The 18,757-nt window shown below is 41.3% G+C and carries 19 protein-coding genes; 8 read left to right on the forward strand and 11 right to left on the reverse strand.

Annotation, left to right across the window (positions count from 1 at the left end; all coding sequences use genetic code 11):
• Window positions 1-3 precede the first annotated feature (3 nt).
• The 3 genes from FTT98_RS10225 to FTT98_RS10235 all read left to right on the forward strand — a co-directional run bounded on the left by FTT98_RS10225 (window position 4) and on the right by FTT98_RS10235 (window position 1,885).
• Entirely contained in the window at window positions 4-306 is a 303-nt protein-coding gene (locus FTT98_RS10225) for a cyd operon YbgE family protein (RefSeq protein ID WP_180059729.1), read from the forward strand.
• A 212-nt stretch (window positions 307-518) separates the two neighbouring features.
• A complete protein-coding gene (locus FTT98_RS10230) occupies window positions 519-1,007 on the forward strand; it encodes a hypothetical protein (RefSeq protein ID WP_180059728.1) in 489 nt (162 codons plus the stop codon).
• 26 nt (window positions 1,008-1,033) lie between these two features.
• The gene (locus tag FTT98_RS10235) at window positions 1,034-1,885 is read left to right on the forward strand and encodes a hypothetical protein (protein WP_180022129.1); all 852 of its coding nucleotides are present in this window, start codon (window positions 1,034-1,036) and stop codon (window positions 1,883-1,885) included.
• Window positions 1,886-2,169: 284 nt separating this feature from the next.
• On the opposite strand, the gene rodA is transcribed toward FTT98_RS10235, so the two are convergent.
• From rodA to FTT98_RS10265, 6 genes are all read right to left on the reverse strand, one after another.
• Entirely contained in the window at window positions 2,170-3,306 is a 1,137-nt protein-coding gene (gene rodA / locus FTT98_RS10240; protein WP_111884954.1) for a rod shape-determining protein RodA, read from the reverse strand.
• An 85-nt stretch (window positions 3,307-3,391) separates the two neighbouring features.
• A complete protein-coding gene (gene ispD / locus FTT98_RS10245; protein WP_180177344.1) occupies window positions 3,392-4,117 on the reverse strand; it encodes a 2-C-methyl-D-erythritol 4-phosphate cytidylyltransferase in 726 nt (241 codons plus the stop codon).
• Window positions 4,080-4,472 carry a septum formation initiator family protein gene (locus FTT98_RS10250; protein WP_078188520.1) on the reverse strand — a complete coding sequence of 131 codons (393 nt, stop codon included), beginning with the start codon at window positions 4,470-4,472 and terminating at the stop codon, window positions 4,080-4,082. The genes ispD and FTT98_RS10250 overlap by 38 nt, the downstream gene beginning before the upstream one ends.
• A gap of 16 nt (window positions 4,473-4,488) precedes the next feature.
• Window positions 4,489-5,778: a phosphopyruvate hydratase gene (gene eno, locus FTT98_RS10255; RefSeq protein WP_180177345.1), complete on the reverse strand. Its 1,290-nt coding sequence runs from the start codon at window positions 5,776-5,778 to the stop codon at window positions 4,489-4,491.
• A 64-nt stretch (window positions 5,779-5,842) separates the two neighbouring features.
• Window positions 5,843-6,700, reverse strand: coding sequence for a 3-deoxy-8-phosphooctulonate synthase (kdsA, locus tag FTT98_RS10260; RefSeq protein ID WP_078188522.1), 858 nt, complete (start codon window positions 6,698-6,700; stop codon window positions 5,843-5,845).
• Window positions 6,701-6,731: 31 nt separating this feature from the next.
• Window positions 6,732-8,372: a CTP synthase gene (locus tag FTT98_RS10265; RefSeq protein WP_180059724.1), complete on the reverse strand. Its 1,641-nt coding sequence runs from the start codon at window positions 8,370-8,372 to the stop codon at window positions 6,732-6,734.
• 229 nt (window positions 8,373-8,601) lie between these two features.
• On the opposite strand from FTT98_RS10265, the gene FTT98_RS10270 reads away from it, so the two are divergent.
• Window positions 8,602-9,015, forward strand: coding sequence for an internalin (locus tag FTT98_RS10270; RefSeq protein ID WP_180005101.1), 414 nt, complete (start codon window positions 8,602-8,604; stop codon window positions 9,013-9,015).
• A gap of 112 nt (window positions 9,016-9,127) precedes the next feature.
• On the opposite strand, the gene FTT98_RS10275 is transcribed toward FTT98_RS10270, so the two are convergent.
• Entirely contained in the window at window positions 9,128-10,012 is an 885-nt protein-coding gene (locus FTT98_RS10275) for a LysR family transcriptional regulator (RefSeq protein ID WP_180005111.1), read from the reverse strand.
• 109 nt (window positions 10,013-10,121) lie between these two features.
• Between FTT98_RS10275 and dkgB the strand changes: the two genes are divergently transcribed.
• Entirely contained in the window at window positions 10,122-10,928 is an 807-nt protein-coding gene (dkgB, locus tag FTT98_RS10280; protein ID WP_180177346.1) for a 2,5-didehydrogluconate reductase DkgB, read from the forward strand.
• 1 nt (window position 10,929) lies between these two features.
• Entirely contained in the window at window positions 10,930-12,105 is a 1,176-nt protein-coding gene (locus FTT98_RS10285; RefSeq protein WP_180177347.1) for an MFS transporter, read from the forward strand.
• Window positions 12,106-12,142: 37 nt separating this feature from the next.
• Here FTT98_RS10285 and FTT98_RS10290 read toward each other — a convergent pair whose 3' ends face one another.
• The 3 genes from FTT98_RS10290 to FTT98_RS10300 all read right to left on the reverse strand — a co-directional run bounded on the left by FTT98_RS10290 (window position 12,143) and on the right by FTT98_RS10300 (window position 15,987).
• Window positions 12,143-13,234 (reverse strand): YheT family hydrolase, encoded by a 1,092-nt coding sequence (locus FTT98_RS10290; protein WP_180177348.1) that lies wholly within the window; start codon window positions 13,232-13,234, stop codon window positions 12,143-12,145.
• A 202-nt stretch (window positions 13,235-13,436) separates the two neighbouring features.
• Window positions 13,437-13,841, reverse strand: coding sequence for a nuclear transport factor 2 family protein (locus FTT98_RS10295; protein ID WP_078189187.1), 405 nt, complete (start codon window positions 13,839-13,841; stop codon window positions 13,437-13,439).
• Between the two features lie 121 nt (window positions 13,842-13,962).
• Window positions 13,963-15,987 carry an NADPH-dependent 2,4-dienoyl-CoA reductase gene (locus tag FTT98_RS10300; protein ID WP_180177349.1) on the reverse strand — a complete coding sequence of 675 codons (2,025 nt, stop codon included), beginning with the start codon at window positions 15,985-15,987 and terminating at the stop codon, window positions 13,963-13,965.
• Window positions 15,988-16,168: 181 nt separating this feature from the next.
• Between FTT98_RS10300 and FTT98_RS10305 the strand changes: the two genes are divergently transcribed.
• Together FTT98_RS10305 and FTT98_RS10310 are read left to right on the forward strand one after the other, a co-directional pair.
• Window positions 16,169-16,708 (forward strand): PadR family transcriptional regulator, encoded by a 540-nt coding sequence (locus tag FTT98_RS10305; protein WP_180005106.1) that lies wholly within the window; start codon window positions 16,169-16,171, stop codon window positions 16,706-16,708.
• A 24-nt stretch (window positions 16,709-16,732) separates the two neighbouring features.
• Window positions 16,733-17,641, forward strand: coding sequence for an alpha/beta fold hydrolase (locus FTT98_RS10310; protein WP_180177350.1), 909 nt, complete (start codon window positions 16,733-16,735; stop codon window positions 17,639-17,641).
• A gap of 133 nt (window positions 17,642-17,774) precedes the next feature.
• On the opposite strand, the gene FTT98_RS10315 is transcribed toward FTT98_RS10310, so the two are convergent.
• Window positions 17,775-18,686 carry a LysR family transcriptional regulator gene (locus tag FTT98_RS10315; protein ID WP_078188530.1) on the reverse strand — a complete coding sequence of 304 codons (912 nt, stop codon included), beginning with the start codon at window positions 18,684-18,686 and terminating at the stop codon, window positions 17,775-17,777.
• Window positions 18,687-18,757 lie beyond the last annotated feature (71 nt).

Raw genomic sequence — 18,757 nt, forward strand, 5'->3', positions numbered from 1 at the left:
CAAATGACTGATGCTGCTGTAGAAAAATCACTTGTAGAAAAGAAGCCAAATAAATTTACAATGGTCATTTCCTGCCTGTTAGCTTTTCCTTTGGCAGCCGTGTTACTTGTACATCCCGCTGCCATGCTGGATGACAATGGTGGATATAGCCATCGAGCGCTGATGTTCATCATGATAGGTATTTCAGGTGGTTTTGTGCATGGTGTGGGTTTTACACCACACCATTGGTTCTGGAAATGGCTTTTTAGCCCCGTCCTCGCTTGGCCACTTATGTTGTGGGGCTACTACACATGGCTCCTACACTAATTAATATCTAAATAAAGCCCTCAATTGAGGGCTTTTTTTATGTTTGCCTTAAAGCGCTGATTTTTCAATGCAGATTAATAAAACAAAATATTATAAATTTTCATTAAAAATTAAACATTTTCTAACATTTGATTATACATATTAGCGCCCGCAAAGTTGCATCGCCGCTGCATGGCCTTTAGCATGCTCTGCACCTGAATTGGAGTTATATAATGAAAACTAAAACCTTTTTAGCTGCAGCATGCATTATTGCCAGTACTTACACATCTGCAGAAGAAGCAAAAAAAGGATGGCTGTCAAAAGCTATTGATAAATGGAATACCTTGGGGCAGCTGACAGATAAGGATTTTGAACAGTATCCGACGGTGCAGGAATTTTTCCAAGCCAAGTATAAAAATCCGCGCACCATCACCATGAATAACGTATCTTACGGTGCAGGCACCATTATGTGGGAACGCGCAAACACCTATTGTGCGCGTGACGGCGGTGAATTTGTACAAATTAAAAGCCATCCATCACCGCTGATTCCTTATAAAGGCTCTGAGGTGCTGTCTACACCGAATCTGCAAAAATACTACGGCTTATTCCAGTGCAAAAATATCAAAAACAGCTGGAAAGTTTACTTTGACCATCAGAACGAGCGTATTTTCCAGCATCCGTCTCCAAACACGGCTTCTGACGTCAGCTTCAATTTCGAATAATCGTTATCTATAGAAAAAATCAAAATATGCAAAAAACATTATTGTTTCTTGCCGCAGCAGCCGGGCTATCCGGCTGCCAAGTCACAGGGGAACGCGGCAGCCTCTATCAAAATGTGCTAGGCGGCTTCGGGCCTAAAACCCAGCATATCCAGCTCAATCCAGAACTGAACAGTTTTTCCCTGACAGTACCGCTCTCGGCTTATAATGAATTGGATTTAAACAAAGGGCTGATCAGCAATGCCCCGTTCTTTAACCAGTTAAAACAAGACCGTTACTGGAGTGTGCATCATATTTATGACGCGCAATTCCGGCGCTTGGCGCAAGACCGGGTTAAAATAAAAGTCTGCAATACGGTCAGCGCTGATCACCGCCGCAGCGCCAACGACTCCAGTTCCTGCGCAGATATACAGATGCGCGTCGCATACGACAGGCTGAGTGATGGCGTACGCATGACCTTCAAGCCTATTACGGCCGATATCAGCACAGAAGACTTCGGCTTCTTTATCAAAAACGCAGCGCCGGAATTATTTAAAAATGCCGAGCAGCTGAACACTGCAACCCTGATTAAAACCTTCGGCTATGAAGATGCGCTGACAGTCAGCAGCAAACGCACGATTTCCAGCCTCAGCAATGTGCTAGTAAAAAATGGCTATACCGTTACTACTCAGGATATTGCCAATGAAAAAATTTACTTAAGCTCATTTGAGCTTAAATCGGCTGACGCGAAGGTCTTTTCCATCTTGAACTGCCGCACCGCTGCCGCCAAAAACGGTTCCAGCACCAGCTGCAAATATGCCCTGTTCAGCCCCTATGCCATCAGCGACTATCGAATTTACAACAAAGAAATAGCCAGAAAAATCAATCAGCTATTCAACTAAACCCAAAGCCGGCATGAAGCCGGCTGTTTTTATCCGCTTAGCCGGCGCCTGCCCAGATACTGACAGATTATACTTGCGGGCGCTTATGAGCGCTGGCCGGCCAGTCCGCCATAGCTTAAACAACTACAACCAAGGCATTCGACCTGCCAATCATCTGCACAGAAACATTGATTTACGGCCTGACGGACTGCTCAATACATTCTGCTACAGCATTTTCCCGTACGTCCAGCGCATAAAAAAAGCCGGACATTGGTCCGGCTTGATTATTCCGTTTACATTAATGCTTAGCGATGCGTATGAATCGACATCACAATTCCCATTCCTGCGAGCATCGCAATTACGGCTGTACCACCATAACTCATCAACGGTAGTGGATCACCTGTTACCGGTAAAATCCCACTGACCATACCCGAGTTTAAAAATACAAAAAAGAAGAAAGTTAATCCTATCGCTCCTGCATAGAGTCGTCCAAAATTATGGAAGCAATTTAGTCCAATAATCAAACAGCGAACAATAATTGCTGTAAATAAACTAAATAAAAGAAATACACCAATAAAGCCAAACTCTTCAGCATAGGTCGACATGATAAAGTCAGTATGATGCTCTGGCAGATAGCCCAAGTGCGACTGCGTCCCTTCGGTATACCCCTTACCCATTAAACCGCCTGAACCAATGGCAATTTTAGACTGAATAATATTCCAACCTGCACCAAGTGCGTCAGACTCAGGGTCAAATAAGGTCAGTACACGTTTTTTCTGATATTCCTGCAAAAAGAACATCCAGAGTACAGGTGCTGCAATAGCAAAGGCGGTTAAAGCAGCTGCAATTAAACGCCAAGACATTCCACTTAAAAATAAAACAAAAATACCTGGAATAATCAAACCAATATTCAAATCAGGCTGTAAAGCGACCAATGCAAATGGAATCAATAATAAAATTAATGCACCGACAATTTGTAAAAATTTCGGTGGAAAAGGTTTTCGCGCAAAATACCACGCCATCATGAGTGGCATGGCAAATTTCATAAACTCACTCGGCTGCATACTGCCGATACCCGGCAAGCTAATCCAGCGTTTCGCCCCCATCCTTTTTTCACCAATGACCAAAACCAACAACAGTAAAAATATACCGATGGCATATAAGTACGGACTCATAGATTGGTAAACTTTGGGTGGAATTTGCGCGCAGATCAACATCACAATAAAGCCCACACCAAAACTTGTGGCTTGGCGTAGTACCATTCCCGAATCTTCCGCGGTCGCACTATAGACAACCATCAGCCCCAATATTGCATTGAGTACCAAGAAGCAAAGTAACCACGGGTCTAAATGAAGTTTAGCCCATCGAGAAGAATCGTGTTTTATACTGCGGCCATCGCGTAATGACTGACGTAAAAAACGATACTGTTGAGAAGGGATCATTGCGAAACAGATCTAAAAAGGATGCGGGAATTATAGATTAAAGCGACAGTAAAAATCACTGTCCCTTAAATATTCCTTGAAATAATCATCTATTAACTTGAGACGCTAAAATTAAACGTGCCAACTCTAAATCATCAGGATAGGTAATTTTAATATTGTCCGAACGACCTTGCACGACATTAACTTGCTCACCGACAAATTCTAAGGCACTAGCTTCATCTGTGATGGTCGCACCAGCGGCAAGCGCTTGTTCAATGGCATTTTTAAGCATACCCAATTTGGCAATTTGTGGTGTCTGCGCTTGCCATAAAGTTGAACGATCTACCGTTGTTGATATAAGTGGCGCCGTTTCAACTCGTTTTAATGTATCGCGTACGGGAATGGCGAGAATCGCACTTTGCTCAGAATTTACTGCCGATTGAACTAAATTTTCTAAACACAACTGTGAGACACATGGTCGTGCTGCATCATGAACAAACACCCAATCATCATCATTGGCAATCTTAGCAAGATATTGCAATGCATTGAGTACAGAATGCACACGCTCTGCACCGCCTAAACAAAAATGTGCCTTCTCTTGATTAGTGAGTGCCAAAGTCTGAGCAACATTATCTAGCTCGCCTATAGCCAATACATAGCCTGTTAAAGGTAATTGGTTAAGACGCGCAACTGTGTGTTCAAGCACAGTTAGACCCGCAATGTTTTGATATTGTTTTAGTTCAGTTTTAGAAAATCGACTTCCTGAACCAGCAGCAGGAATAATAGCCCACAATTTAAGGTTCGGGTGGAAGTTCGGCTGGTTCTGACTCATTGGTACGTAGGTCTACTTTTGCGTTTGGATCAATATAAATTGGTTTGTACTGAGTACTAATCGTACTCATCTGTACGAAAGTTTCATGCGGTTTAATTAAACCTAAATCTAGACGAGCATGCTCTTCAATAGCTTCAACGCCATTTTTTAAATCGTATACTTCAGCGGCAAGCACGCGATTTCGTTCTTTTAATTCGTCATTGAGTTCGACTTGTTGTTGTATTTTCTGACTCAGTTGTTGATGTTGATGATAACCACCTTCACCGAACCAGTATAAATATTGAAACCCTGCGATCAAAAAGATCGCAAGGCCCAACAATGCTTTACTCGCTTTGGAGTCAAATACATTTAACATAGATAGCATGATCTGCTTAGTTCAAACCTTTGAACTCAGCTTTACCGCGGTAAGCAGCTTGAGTCAATTCTTCAATACGAAGTAATTGGTTATATTTCGCTACACGGTCAGAACGGCAAAGTGAACCAGTTTTGATTTGACCCGCTGCCGTACCTACTGCAAGATCCGCAATAGTTGAATCTTCAGTTTCACCAGAACGGTGTGAAATTACTGTAGTGTAACCATTTGCTTTCGCAAGGTAGATTGCATCTAGAGTTTCAGTCAACGTACCGATTTGGTTGTACTTGATTAGGATCGAGTTACCCACTTTTTCGTTGATACCACGTTGAAGAATCTTAGGATTCGTAACGAATAGGTCATCACCAACCAATTGGATTTTGTCGCCAAGGATTGAAGTGAGGTAAGACCAGCCTTCCCAATCAGACTCGTCCAAACCATCTTCAATTGAGATGATTGGGTATTGTTTTGCAAAACCTGCAAGGTAGTCAGCAAATTGGTTGCTAGTGAATGCTTTATTGCCTTCACCTGCAAGGATGTATTGACCATCTTTGTAGAATTCTGAAGATGCACAGTCAAGCGCAAGCATAATGTCAGAACCTGCTTTGTAGCCAGTTTTTTCAATTGCTTCAAGAATTACTGTAATTGCTTCTTCGTTAGAACGAAGGTTCGGTGCAAAACCACCTTCATCACCAACTGCAGTATTTAGACCTTGTTTCTTTAAAACTGATTTTAAAGAATGGAAAATTTCAGCACCAGCGCGTAAAGCTTCAGAGAATGAAGTGAAGCCAACTGGCTCAATCATAAATTCTTGAATGTCTACGTTGTTGTCTGCATGTGAACCACCATTTAGGATGTTCATCATTGGAACAGGCATAGTCAAAATGCTGTTATTACGAAGGTCTGCGATGTATTGGAAAAGTGGGATTTTCTTTTCATCAGCAGCAGCGCGTGCAGCAGCTAGCGATACCGCTAAAGTTGCGTTCGCACCTAATTTTTCTTTGTTTTCAGTACCGTCAAGCGCGATCATTGTGTTATCAATGTCTTTTTGTTCGAATACTGATTTACCCAACAATGCATCACGAATTACTGTGTTAACGTTGTTAACCGCAGTTTTAACGCCTTTACCTAAGTAACGAGCTTTGTCGCCGTCACGAAGTTCTAAAGCTTCACGAGAACCAGTTGAAGCACCAGATGGTGCACATGCACGGCCTACAACGCCAGAGGCTAAGATTACGTCTGCTTCGATGGTAGGGTTACCACGAGAGTCCAAAATTTCACGTGCACGAATGTCAACGATTTGGCTCATGAACAATTCCTCAGTTGATTAATAAAAATGATGCGTCAAAAGTGACGCATCAATGTGTATCGAATTAGTGTGTGTCTAACTTTGCGAAACCTTTAACCAAGGTATCGAGTTCTTTTAACTGTGCCAAGAAAGGCTCCAACTGTGACATGCGTAGCGCACATGGACCGTCACATTTGGCATTTTCTGGATCTGGATGAGCTTCTAAGAACAAACCTGCTAAACCAGTCGCCATACCTGCTCGTGCCAGTGTCGTGATTTGCGCACGACGACCACCCGCAGAATCCGCACGACCACCCGGCGTTTGAAGCGCATGTGTCACATCAAAGAACACAGGGACATTCATTTCTTTCATGATGTCAAAGCCCAACATATCGACAACTAAGTTGTTGTAACCAAATGCTGAACCACGTTCACAAAGAATCAGTTTGTCATTTCCTGCTTCCAAACACTTATGCAGAATATGACGCATTTCGTGTGGTGCGAGGAACTGTGCTTTTTTGATGTTAATGATGGCATCAGTTTTCGCCATCGCTTCAACAAGGTCAGTCTGACGGCTTAAAAATGCAGGAAGCTGGATAATATCCGCAACTTCAGCAACAGGCGCAGCTTGGTATGGTTCATGTACGTCAGTAATAATCGGCACATTAAAGTGTTTTTTAATGTCAGCTAACCACTCGATTCCTTTTTCCAGGCCTGGGCCACGGAAAGAGTTCAAGCTTGAACGATTGGCTTTATCAAAACTTGCTTTAAACACATATGGAATATCCAAGCGTTTGCAGATATCCACATAGGTTTCAGCAATTTCAAAAGCAAGGTCTTTTGACTCAAGTACGTTCATGCCGCCGAATAGTACAAATGGCAAATGATTTGCCATTTGTATATCGCCTAAACGTACAATTTCCTGTGGTTTTAATTGTGACATTTAAACTTCCTAGTTTAGTCCTACAATGCCATTACTTGGTTTTTTGATACTGTTTTTTAGCAGCATCAATAAAGCCAGCAAATAATGGGTGTCCATCACGTGGTGAACTTGTAAATTCCGGATGGAATTGTACAGCAATAAACCAAGGATGTTCAGGAATTTCAACAGTTTCAACAAGACGCTGTACTGGAGAATAACCTGAAATCTTCATGCCTTTTTCTTCAAGCACTGGGATATAACGGTTGTTCATTTCATAACGATGACGATGACGTTCAACGATCTCTTCAGAACCGTAAACTTGTGCAGTTTTTGTTCCTGCAACCAATTCAGATTTTTGAGCACCCAGACGCATTGTGCCGCCTAAGTCAGAATCTGCATTACGTTGTTGAACTTCGCCGCGCTCATCTAACCATTCAGTGATTAGACCAATCAATGGTGATTTTGTAGAACGGTTAAATTCAGTTGAAGTTGCATCGCTAATACCCGCAACATTGCGCGCATATTCGATCACAGCCAACTGCATACCTAAACAGATGCCGAGGAACGGTACACCGTTTTCACGTGCAAAACGAATCGCTTTCATTTTGCCTTCTGTACCACGTTCACCAAAACCACCTGGAACTAAGATTGCATCCGCGTCTTTTAATACGTCGTTTACATCTTGGCTTTCAAGTTCTTCTGCATTGACGTAATCGATTTGAACTTTCACACGGTTTTGAATACCCGCATGTAAAAGTGCTTCGTTTACAGATTTGTATGCATCTGGAAGTTCAACGTATTTACCAACCATCGCTACACGAACTGTGTATTCAGGGTTCAATAATGCATCTACAACGTTATCCCAGTCTGTAAGATCAGCTTCTGGAAGATCGTTATAACCAAAACGTTCGCAGATTAAATCATCAACGTTTTGTTCATAGAAAGTACGTGGAATTTGGTAAATCGAACGCGCATCTTTACATACCACAACTGCACGTGCTTCAACGTTCGTAAATAACGCAATTTTACGTGTAGTGTCAGCATCAACATCATGCTCTGTACGGCAGATCAGGATGTCTGGTTGAATACCAATCGACAAAAGCTCTTTTACAGAGTGTTGAGTTGGTTTAGTTTTTAATTCAGCAGCTGACTTAATATATGGGAGTAAAGTTAAGTGCATTAACATTGTGCGCTTATGACCTAGTTCGACCATAAGTTGACGTACAGATTCCATGAATGGGAGAGATTCAATGTCACCTACTGTACCGCCGATCTCAACGATCGCAACGTCATAGCCTTCACCTGCGCGAAGAACACGTTCTTTAATATTGTCAGTAATATGTGGAATAACTTGAACTGTACCACCGAGGTAATCACCACGACGTTCTTTATTCAAGACATCTTGGTACACTCGTCCTGAAGTAAAGTTGTTCAGTTTGGTCATTTTCGCACGACGCAAGAAACGTTCGTAATAACCCAAGTCTAAGTCAGTTTCAGCACCATCCTCTGTGACAAAAACTTCACCGTGTTGGAATGGACTCATAGTCCCTGGATCGACATTAATGTATGGATCCATTTTTACCATGGTTACTTTTAAACCACGGGCTTCTAAAAGCGCAGCCACTGATGCAGCTGAAATACCTTTACCTAGTGATGATACAACACCACCAGTAACGAAAATAAAATGGGTCATTAAGTTTCTCGTACAATGGAGCCTAAATTGGCCTACAATGTTGTGCGATTTTACTTTACTCTGTACCAAGAAAGCAAAGTCATTCCGCATCAATTCATAGAACAATTAACAATTGGCTATTGTAACAGCAATTATCATAAAAATTTAGAGTAAGTTCTTATCATTTCTATATTCTTATTTGCTGTTATAATGCAGTTATCCAATCCACACTTTTTTGTTTTGTGTAATTATGAATAAGAAACTTTTAATCTGCGGTGCAATCGCAACAGGTCTACTTCTTACAGCATGTGTAAAAAAAGAAGCACCAAAAGAAGAAGAACAGGAACAGGTTGAAGTTGCAGCATCTGAACCAACAGTATCTGTACCTACACAATTAGAACCAGTTGAAGAACAACCAGTTGTTGAAGAACCGACTCAGCAGCAAGTTGAAGTGATTCGTGAAGAAACACCGAATACAACAACTGAAATTCGTCGTGAACCTACTCCTCCTGCAGAAGCTCCTGCTCCAAAAGCAGAAGCACCTAAAGCAGCAGAAAAACCTGCGCAAGCTGCTCAACCTAAACAAAACTCTGGTTCTGCACAGTCTGAAGATGACGCCGTTGCCGCTGCCATTGCTGCTGCAACACCAGCCTTAGAGAACTAAGATCGAAGTTTTATCAAACAAATGATCAAAAAAACCCGGCAAAAGTCGGGTTTTTTATTGTTTCTATGTAAATAAAAATCTGTACCCGACGATGCACTGTTTTTTCTCACAACTATTCTTGTAATTTTTCAGCTAAATATTCAATAAATAAACGAACACGTTTCGGTAAATGCTCTTGTTGATAATAGACAGCATGAATAAGCTGTTCATGCGGTTCAATTTGATCGTCTAAAAATTGTACCAATCGCCCTTCTGCAATATCTTTTTCTAACATAAAAATCGAAAGACAAGCGATGCCCATCCCATGAATCGCAAGCTCCCGTAGTGTTTCACCATTTGATGCCTTGATGTTGGGTCGGATCGTCAGGGGCTTCCCTGCGACTTGGAACGGCCAAGTATTCATATGGGTAATTTGACTAAATCCAAGTAAAGCATGTGCTGTTAGCTCATCAGCATTTTGCGGTCGTCCATGCTGCTGAAGATATTCAGGACTCGCCACCAAACACAATCGACTCTTATAGATGAGTTTTGCATGCAAACTTGAATCGTTTAATTTTCCAAAGCGAATTGCGACATCCGCTTTATGCTCTAATAAGTCAATCACTTGATCATGATTCACCAATTCAATCTGTATATGTGGATAACGTGCATTAAATTCTGGAATCAAGGGAACGATCATATGCAGAATAAACGAAATCGCAGAATCGACTCGCACTAACCCCGAAGTATCTGCATCTAATTTCAGCAAAGAATCTTCCGCTTCACTCAAATCATTCAATATCCGCCGTGTTTTAGCTAAAAATAATTGCCCCTCTTGCGTCAGCTTAATTTTGCGGGTAGTTCGTTCCAACAGGGTTACATTTAATTTAGATTCCAGACGCTGTAATGCACGGCTGACACCAGATGCTGTTTGATCCAGTCTTTCTGCTGCTTTAATAATAGAGCCGCTATCTACAATAACAGTAAAAGCCTGCAGCTCCTCAATGGTCGATTTCATTGCATATTCTAATTCGTGATTTTTAATCAATAATATATTCCAAACTCATGCATTTTTCTTCATTAAAATTAGCAGCACAATAGCATCAATTCAAAAAAGAGAATTCCTGATGATTGTTCCTCAATTTGGTGTCGGTACCTTCCGTTTGGCAGGTGAAACTGTCATTCATTCAGTTAAAACAGCCTTAGATGTAGGATATCGTGCTGTAGACACCGCACAAATTTACGCTAATGAAGCAGAAGTAGGCCAAGCACTCCATGAAAGTCAGGTCAATCGAGCTGATATTTTTTTAACCACGAAAATTTGGACTGAAAATTATGCTGCCGACAAACTGATACCCAGTCTAAAAGACAGTTTAATTAAATTGAGGACGGATGCAGTTAACCTCACACTTATTCATTGGCCTGCACCTGCACTTGGAGTCAATATTCCAGAATTAATGGGACATTTACTTGAGGCAAAAAAACAAGGTTTGACTGAATATATTGGTGTATCTAATTTTAATATTGAGCTTACTCAACAAGCCATTGACAGTATAGGTGCTGAGCAGATTGCAACCAATCAAATTGAACTGAGTCCTTATCTTCAAAATGAACGACTTGCGACTTACTTAAAACAGCAAAATATTGATGTCACCTCTTATATGACCTTGGCTTATGGCAAAGTGCTAAATGACCCAATACTTTCTGATATTGCAGCACAACACCAAGCTTCAGTTGCACAAGTGACACTCGCTTGGGCGCTGCAAAAGGGTTATGCCGTAATTCCATCGTCAACCCAACGTGAACATTTAACCAGTAACTTAAAAGCTCAAGACATTCATTTAACATCAGAACAGATGCAGGCCATTGCCACACTAGACAGAAATGCACGCGAAGTGAACCCACCTGAACTTGCTCCAGTGTGGGATATTTAATATGAAATTCAATTTTCCATTAATTGCATTAGCCGTAGGTGCTTTTGCAATTGGCACAACAGAATTTTCACCGATGGGTTTTTTGCCTGAAATCGCAGCAGATTTATCGGTGTCCATTCCTCAAGCGGGCTTACTGATTAGTGCCTATGCCGTTGGCGTCATGATTGGTGCCCCATTGATGACCTTATGGTTAGCACGTTTTCCAAAACGTACATCACTCATGTTATTAATGACAATTTTCACCCTTGGCAATCTGCTTGCCACAGTTGCGCCAGATTATTTAGGTTTAATGGCTGCGCGTTTAGTGACGAGTTTGAACCACGGCGCCTTTTTTGGCTTAGGCTCTGTCGTCGCAGCAAGTGTTGTTCCAAAAGATAAACAAGCCAGTGCCGTTGCTATGATGTTTATGGGCTTGACCATTGCCAATATTGGCGGCGTGCCACTCGCAACATGGGTGGGGCAAAATATCGGTTGGCGTATGTCTTTTGCAGCCATTACCTTACTGGGCATTATCACCATGTTGGCATTATGGAAAGCACTGCCCCATCAGCAACAGACCGAAAAACCTGATGTACGAGCAGAGTTAAAAGTATTAACACGCATGCCTGTTGTTTTAGCACTGCTGACCACAGTCATGAGTGCTGGAGCTATGTTCGCGCTATATACTTATATCGCACCGAGCTTAAAAGTCTTTACCCATGCAAGCCCTGAGCTTATCACTTTCATGTTGGTCTTAATCGGGATCGGATTTTCAATTGGTAACCATTTCGGTGGTAAGTTTGCAGATCAATCCTTAGATAAAACCTTGATTGGCTTTTTAGTCTTACTCATGCTGATGATGCTGTTATTTCCAATTTTAGCAACATCCACCATTGGCGCGGCGATTGCATTAATCATCTGGGGAGCAGCAGCCTTTGCCGTTGTACCACCTTTACAAATGCGTGTTATGACAGTCGCTCACGATGCACCAGGCCTCGCTTCTTCAGTGAATATTGGTGCATTTAATCTTGGAAATGCTTTGGGCGCTGTTGCTGGTGCCGCAGTGCTAAATCTTAACCTCAGCTATGCCGCGGTGTCTTATGCAGGCGCTACACTGAGCGCTATAGCGTTGATTTTAGTATTGATTCAAATGAAGATTAAACCTCAAACATCTGCATGTTGCGCACAAGCTGAATAATTTCACAAAAAATAGCCTATTAAAAGTAGGCTATTTTTTAGTTCGCATATAACTTTAAAAAATCTGCCATCAATTTGGTTGCCCATGAATGGGTTTCCACTAAACCTTCATAATAACCACAGTGACTGCCTTTTTTGGTGGTTACCACCACAACATTCGGCAAAGAACGGATTAATTCTTTATAGGGTTCAAAGTTTTGAATGTGGCAAACAGGGTCATCTTCGGCATTTAAAATCATCAATGGAATTTTAAGATTTTCAAATACATAAATTGGATTGGTAGATTTTGCATAACTTTCATAATCAGTAAAACCAGCCATTTGGAAATAAGCACGCTCAAACTGCGCCAAATTTTTACTTTTTAGTACTTCTATTAAAGATGGTGTTGTTGACCATGTTGCAGAATAGGGTTCTACAAATTTCTGAAAGAGCTTCTTGGTCATCATTTTACTGTAAAAAGGATGTACATTTTTAAAGCCAAGCTCAGTATCATAACCCGGACATAAAGCAAAAGCCGCTTTAAGTGGTGTTTCCTCACCTTGCTCGCCTAAATAGCGGACCAATAGCCCCGTTCCTGCAGATGAACCGACGCCATACAAACTCGATGCGGGAAATTTCTGCTGAATAAAGGCAATCTGTTCACGTAAGTCATCGGTTGAACCAAATAAATTTATTTTGGCAACTGGCATAGGCAAATTGGCATGACCGCGTCTTAAACACAGTGCAATGCGCCAACCTGTATATAGATGAAGATCCCGAACCACTTCTCGCATACTTTCAGGCGTTCCCGTAATCGTATGCATGAGCACCACAGTTGGCACATCCGCAGGTAAATCTAAGCCCAACCATGCAATGGCTGTAATCCCTCCATCAGCCATGGTCAGTTGCTCTATAGCGTCGTATTTAAGCTTCACTTGGCGCTTTTTAATGACATCAAAATACAGTAAATGTGCATGAGTATTCGACAGCCAAGGCGTAGGACGATATTTTTCATGTAGTTGCTTTAACTTCGGCAGCACATGTTTCATTTGCCCTTCAGGATGATAATAAAGCTGTGGTAATTCTGCACCGATTGCATGATCTACAAAATTTAAAAGAGCCTGACGCCCTTTATGCATCACATTATTCATTGACCCTACCTTCACCTCGCTTCGCACTACAGCAAATCATTTCCATGTTTTCACTTTGACTAAGAATGCCCATTAAAAAACGTATCTACAAAACCATATCTAACTAGCAATATTTGTTTGTTTAAGCCTCATAAGCAAAAAGCATGACAATATTCATCATGCTTTTTATCATTCTATGATGAGCATTTTAAAAACAGCAGATTCAAGGCTGATATTGCATAATGCGCTCACCCATTTTCGCCGCCAATGCTTCCAAGCCACTTTTCGGACGGAGCATGACTTCAAAATCAATCATCTGTCCTTGTTCATTAAACTGAATCATGTCGATCCCTTTTAATTTTTTCTCGCCAACATTGGCAGAAAACTCAAGCACCACATTTAAACCATCTTCTGAGTAAAACTCACGGTGATAGGTAAAATTTTCAAAAATTTGAATCACATTGGTCAAAATAAAAGTTACTACAGGCTTACCTGGATATGGGTTAAACGCGACAGGTGAACGAAACACCACATCCTCTGCCAAGAGTTCATTTAAAATATTCATATCCCGTGTGTCGAGCATTTCGTGCCAACGTGCAACAGATTTTTTTGTTATTTCAATAGTCATGTTTATGTCCTTTTTTTTGATGAATCATTTCCCTATCCTCAAACTCCTCTCAAAATGGAGAGGAAGCACGACAACTGCATATTAAATTGAATGTAGTTGTCGTGGTTAAGTATGAGGCTGATTAAATCACCGCAGCCAAATCTGCACCTTGACGAATGGCACGTTTAGCATCTAACTCACCTGCTTCTTTCGCACCACCAATCAGATGCACATTTTTTCCATCTGCTTGTAGCTGTTCATACATCGCGGTATAGGATTCCTGACCTGCACAAATCACCACATGATCAACATCTAAAATACGTGGTTGACCATCAACGGTAATATGCAAACCTTGATCATCAATTTTATCGTAGCTTGCACCCGCAATCATTTTCACATCGCGGTGTTTCAAACCTGTACGGTGAATCCAACCCGTGGTTTTACCTAAGCCAGCACCGACCGATTTAGCCTTACGTTGCAATAAATACACTTCACGCGGCGATTCTTCGACGTCTGGATGTTTCAAGCCACCGACTTGCGCATAAGTGGTATCAATACCCCATTCATCATAAAATTTCTCAGGATTGAGGCTACCGCTTTCACCTTCATGCGTTAAATATTCAGCCGTATCGAAACCAATACCGCCTGCACCAATGATTGCTACACGTTTGCCAACAGGTTGACGTTCACGTAATACCTGTAAATAGCTCAATACTTTTGGATGATCAATACCATCTATATCTAACTGACGCGGTGTTACACCCGTCGCCACCACGATGTCATCAAAATCAGACTGAGCTAATTCTTCATACGTTGCTGTATGGTTCAATACCAATTTAATCTGAGGCAATAGTTCTATTTTACGTTTGAAATAACGCAGCGTTTCATAAAACTCTTCTTTACCAGGAATCGTTTTCGCAATATTAAACTGTCCACCAATTTGGCTCGATGCTTCAAAAATAGTTATGTTATGACCACGCTCTGCAGCATAAGTTGCAAAGCTTAAACCTGCAGGTCCCGCACCAATCACAGCAATATTTTTCACCTGTGCAGATTCTTTAAAAATCAGTTCAGTTTCATAGCAAGCTTGAGGGTTAACCAAACATGTTGCAATTTTCATCGAGAAAATATGATCTAGGCAGGCTTGGTTACAACCGATACAGGTATTAATTTCATCACTACGACCTTGTTCTGCTTTTTCCACAAAACGTGGGTCAGCCAGCATTGGACGTGCCATGGACACCATATCTGCATCACCCGAAGCAAGTACGTGCTCAGCCATTTCAGGAGTATTGATACGGTTTGAGGTGATTAAAGGAACATTCACAAGACCTTTTAATTTCTTGGTCACCCATGTAAATGCAGCACGTGGCACTTTGGTTGCAATGGTCGGAATACGTGCTTCGTGCCAGCCAATACCGGTATTGATAATGGTTGCACCAGCTTTTTCAATGGCTTTTGCAAGTTGTACAACTTCTTCGAAAGTCGAACCACCTTCAACCAAATCCAGCATAGAAAGACGGTAAATAATAATAAAATTTTCACCGACTAATTCACGCGTACGACGCACGATCTCGATTGGAAAACGAATCCGGTTTTCATAACTGCCACCCCATTCATCATCACGGTGGTTGGTACGTGCAGCAATAAACTCATTAATTAAATAACCTTCTGACCCCATGACTTCTACACCGTCATAACCCGCTGTCTGTGCTAACTGAGCACATTTGGCAAAATCATTGATCGTGCGTTCGACGTCTGCTGTGCTTAAAGCTTGCGGTTTTACTGGGTTAATTGGTGCTTGAATTGATGAAGGTGCAACATTATTGGCTTGATACGAGTAGCGACCTGTATGCAAAATCTGCATCGCAATTTTACCGCCAGCATCATGTACCGCCTGCGTAATCACTTTATGTTTTTCTGCTTCTTCTAAAGAATCTAATTTTGAGCCACCAGCAAATGTCACACCATCATCATTGGGAGAAATACCACCAGTTACAATCAGACCTACACCACCTTTCGCACGCTCAGCGTAAAAAGCTGCCATGCGTTCATAGCCACCCGGTGCTTCTTCAAGGCCGATATGCATAGAACCCATCAATACACGGTTCTTTAGCGTTGTAAAACCTAAATCTAGTGGTGCCAATAAATTTGGATAATTTGACATTTTTTCTCCTTAGCGTGCTGAAAAGCTGGCTATTTTTATCTTCGCTTGTATACGAGCTTTCTATTTCCATCTACGCATACAAGATTTTTGCAACTTGTTGCACTAATTTATATGCGAGATTTGATTTTTATGCAACATGTTGCATAATAAAAAGTACAAAACTATTTTGACTGAGCCATATATGTCTTTAGCCCATGTTTTACTCACGAGCTTACTTGAAAAACCTAGTACAGGAATTGACCTTGCACGCCGTTTTGACCGCTCTATGGGCTTTTTTTGGAATGCGACACATCAGCAAATCTACCGTGAACTCAGTGGTATGCAGCAAAAAGGCTGGATCAGCACCATTGAAGATGACCACAGTACAACCCGTAAAAAAACCTACCAAGTTGAACAGCTTGGACGTGTTGAATTAGCCAATTGGATGGTTGAGCAAAGCCCTCCGGCTCAGTTACGTGAAGAGTTAATGGTTCGTTTACGTGCTGAAGCTCAACTGGGCACAAACGGCGTATTACCCGAATTAGAACGTCACCTAGAAATTCACAAAGAAAAACTAAAAGTGTACCAGTCTATTTTTGCAAAAGACTTTGCACATGCGCATGATGAAGACCGTACTTTGTACATTCATAAAATGATTTTACAGCTTGGGATAGATTTGGAAATCGGTTGGATCAAATGGCTTGAAACCATCATTCCACAGTTGCATAAATTTAATCGCTAAAACAAAAAATAAATAGGAAGCCGCATGCCACACTATACAATGCTAGATCAACAACAACTGTATGTTCGTGAATATGGTCAAGGAGAACCCATCCTGGTTTTATCAGGGCTGGGCATGCAAAGTTGGCAATGGCACCCTTTTCTATATCAACACCGAAAGCATTTTAAATTTATCATTCCAGACTGGCGTGGATTTGGCGGCTCTAAACATTGTCAAATTCCAAATACGGACACCATTTCAAGCCATTGGCGAGATATTGACAGCTTAGTTTCCCAGCTTGGTTACGATAAAATCACGGTGATTGCCTACTCCATGGGGGCAACGACCACCATGCACGGTTTAAAATACGGTCAGTTTGCTGAAAAAATTAAACGCTATTTACACATCGATCAAACCCCTAAAATACGAGTAGATGCAGATTGGCAATATGGTTTATATGGCAAACGCCACAATGAGTTTTTAAGTATTTTAGAAGACATCTCGAAGGTACTTTCAACCAACCTCTCCGTGCCATTTGCACAGCAGATGAATAAACATGACCGTCAAGGTCTGGTCGACGCTTGGTTAAGATTCATAGACTTACAAAATAGCAATCCTTATGCTTTATCCGCTTTCCGTTTTGCATACCAACAACCAACTTTACAGAAGCTGATGTTACCCTCACAAAGTGTGACCTATTTATATTGGTATATTCAAAACTATTTGAACCATACTGAAGATTATCGTGAAGCCATTGCAGCACTCACCGCACCAACAACTTTTTTCACAGGTGCAAAATCGATCCTCTATCCTGCCCAAGGTCAAAAAATTATTGCTGACAGCCTAACCAATGCAGAGCAAATCATTTTTAAGAAATCGGGGCACACGCCATTGCTCAGTGAACCGGTCAAATTTAGCCGTGAAGTCACCAAGTTTTTAAAACAAGCGGTCTAATAAGACTGAATAAAAAAATAGGCTCAATACTTTCAAGAATGAGCCTATGTTTTATGCAGAAAGGTGTTACTTAAACGTTTGCTTCAAAATTGAATTTCAAATTTAACGTTATTATTACTTTTTAAAATAAGCACTAGAAAACCCGACGATCGTATTCAATTGCTTCTAAATCATATACTTGATAAACACAGTCAAATAAAGGACGTGCCAATTCCCCTTCATCATCGTTCCGCACGATCAAGTAAATTTGGCTAATGGCCGCACTATCCGATAATTTCACATAATTCACATGCCTAAACTGCATAATTTGTACAGATTCAGGAACAATACAAATGCCTTCACCTGCGGCAACCATGCCTAGTGATTGCTGCAAATCAGCTTGAGTGTTAAAGCGTTTCGGCTCCATACCGTATTCTAAAAACAAAGACTTGATCAGCGTTGCATAACTTTGACCATCCGTTGCTGGATAGATAAAAATCTGCTCATCTTTGAGATTATTTAATGCAATCTGTTGTTGTGAAGATAAAGGATGGCTCGAATGCACCGCAACAATTAGCGGCTCTTCACGCAATAGCACACGTTTAACCGCCTGATCCGACACACGAACTCGGCTAAAACATGCATCAACCCGACCTTCTTTTAATGCCTGAATCTGATCAACTGCACTCAGTTCAATTAAATTTACATTTAAGTGTGGATATTGCTGGCGGAACAAATAAACAATGCGAGGTAACAAACCACAGAGTAACGAACCGCCATACCCAATATTAATAGTCCGTTCTGTGGCACTGGCCCGCTGCGTAATGAGCTTAATTTCTTCTGCATTGGAAAGTAATTTCACGGCTTGCTGATAAAAGAAACGGCCGATGGTGGTGGTTCTTAAAGGACGGCTGCCACGCTCAAAAAGCTGTGCACCCAACTCTTCTTCTAAATTTTGAATTTGACGACTTAGAGGAGGTTGAGCAATAAATAGCTTTTCAGCAGCCTTCGTAAAACTCTGTTCTTCTACAACGGCGACAAAGTAACGTAAATGTCTTAATTCCATGACATTGTCCTTTAATGTCGAATTTCTTTCATAATGGTCTTTTATTTGAATATATCAGGACGACACTCAAA

The organism is Acinetobacter sp. YH12039 (assembly GCF_013420015.1).
GTDB lineage: Bacteria > Pseudomonadota > Gammaproteobacteria > Pseudomonadales > Moraxellaceae > Acinetobacter > Acinetobacter amyesii.